The organism is Neobacillus drentensis, from assembly GCF_036966985.1.
Taxonomy (GTDB): Bacteria; Bacillota; Bacilli; order Bacillales; family Cytobacillaceae; genus Neobacillus; species Neobacillus drentensis_E.
In genome coordinates this window covers 10,580-12,498 of record NZ_JBALSN010000044.1, presented here as the reverse complement: position 1 = coordinate 12,498, position 1,919 = coordinate 10,580, and the positions used below count along the sequence as shown (strand labels likewise).

Here is a 1,919-nt window from a genome sequence, read left to right as displayed (position 1 = left end):
CAAAGCTAATACTATTTCAACTAGACAATCAAAAGGATAAAAATTCTGCTTTCGCCAAAAATAATGAAATGAAATTAACGGGAGGAATACACAAATGGATGCAGAAATGAAGGAGAAATGCGGTGTATTTGGAGTTTTCAATCACCCCCAAGCAGCCCATTTAACATATTATGGACTTCATGCACTTCAACACCGCGGCCAGGAGAGTGCAGGAATTGTGGCTAGTGATGGAAAATCATTCAGGCATCACAGGGGAATGGGATTAGTTACCCAGGTATTTTCACGGGAAATCCTTGATGGGCTTAGGGGGAATATGGCCATCGGTCATGTACGATATTCTACTTCTGGTGCAAGTTTACTACAAAACGCACAACCGCTTGTTTTTAAGTACAGTGAGGGCGATTTGGCCGTCGCCCATAACGGGAACCTAGTGAATGCCAATATCGAACGGAAGGTTCTCCAGCAACAGGGTGCCATCTTTCAGACAACAACTGATACGGAAATTATTGCTCATCTAATAGCTCGTTCCAGTAAAAAATATTTTAATGAGGCTGGCCCGGATGTCCTTAAGCGGATTGACGGTTCCTTCGCTTTGCTGATTATGACAGAAAAACAAATGCTGATTGCCCTAGATCGTCATGGACTACGTCCCCTTAGCCTTGGAAAAATTGGTGAATCCATTATCGCGTCTTCAGAAACATGTGGATTAAATGCGGTTGATGCTAAGTTCTGGAGGGATGTGGAACCAGGAGAGTGGCTTCTTGTTAACGAGAAGGGAATTAAAACAGGCAGATTTGCTGCAAAAGGTGACGTTTCCCTTTGCTCCTTTGAATTTGTTTACTTTGCTCGTCCAGATAGTGTGATTCATGGTAGAAGTGTTTTATCCATCCGAAAAGAATTAGGCCAAATTTTAGCAAAAGAACATCCGACACCCGCTGATGTTGTCGTTGCTGTTCCAGAATCGAGTGTCCCTGCAGCAATGGGTTTTGCCCAACAATCAGGAATTCCATATGAAATGGGAATCATCAAAAATCCCTATGCCGGTCGTTCATTTATTGAGCCAACCCAAGAATTACGGGACTTGGCTGTTCGTCTAAAATTAAGTGCTGTTCGTGAAATTCTCGTGGATAAGCGGGTAGTGCTTGTTGATGATTCAATTGTACGTGGAACGACAAGCAAACGAATTGTTCAATTGATTCGGCAAGCAGGTGCAAAGGAGGTCCATGTACGAATTAGTTCCCCTATGGTAAGAAATCCTTGTTTTTATGGAGTGGACATGCCAACAAAGGAAGAACTTTTTGCTAACAAACATGAACATGAACGAGCAATGGGAAGTGTGATTGGAGCAGACTCATTAGCCTTTTTAAGTACAAATGGATTATTAGAGGCAGTAGATGTAAATCTAGCAGATACTAGCAACCGTTGTATCGCCTGTTTTAGTGGAGCATATCCAACTGATTTGTATTTGAAGTGATAACCACCACAAAACTAGGACCTCTAAAATAGAAGTCCTAGTCTGTATCCTTTTATTTATTTCTGATTAAACCAAACTTTTGAAATTTGTTAACCAATAATAAATAATATGCCATTATCCTTTGTAATGATGGTTTACGTGATTTAAAAAAGAAAACCTTCAAATTTATGAAGGTTTTAGTATATTATTACGAATAAATGGTTCCAGCCTTGCAACCAAAAGAAATAGTGTTTCCCCTGAAGATATCTACCTAATTAATTTTTATCATTTTCGTACGCGATAACCACTACTTTTTTATGTGTTTGCTCACTTATTTTTTCCTCTAGTGATTGAATTTCATTTATCAAATTAGGTGATAGTGAAGCAGCAACATACTGATTTTCTTTATCCATGATCATTACTCCTTTGCGAAATTGTCTTAGGTTCTTTTCCCTGCATCAGGAGG

Annotated in this window: 2 protein-coding genes; one reads left to right on the top strand and one right to left on the bottom strand. The window is 39.6% G+C overall.

Going from position 1 to position 1,919, the window contains the following annotated elements; genetic code table 11:
- Positions 1–94: 94 nt before the first annotated feature.
- Positions 95–1,474: an amidophosphoribosyltransferase gene (gene purF, locus V7659_RS03270; protein WP_335538064.1), complete on the top strand. Its 1,380-nt coding sequence runs from the start codon at positions 95–97 to the stop codon at positions 1,472–1,474.
- A 254-nt stretch (positions 1,475–1,728) separates the two neighbouring features.
- Here the strand turns inward: purF and V7659_RS03265 are convergent, their stop codons facing one another.
- Positions 1,729–1,866: a hypothetical protein gene (locus V7659_RS03265; protein ID WP_335538063.1), complete on the bottom strand. Its 138-nt coding sequence runs from the start codon at positions 1,864–1,866 to the stop codon at positions 1,729–1,731.
- Positions 1,867–1,919 lie beyond the last annotated feature (53 nt).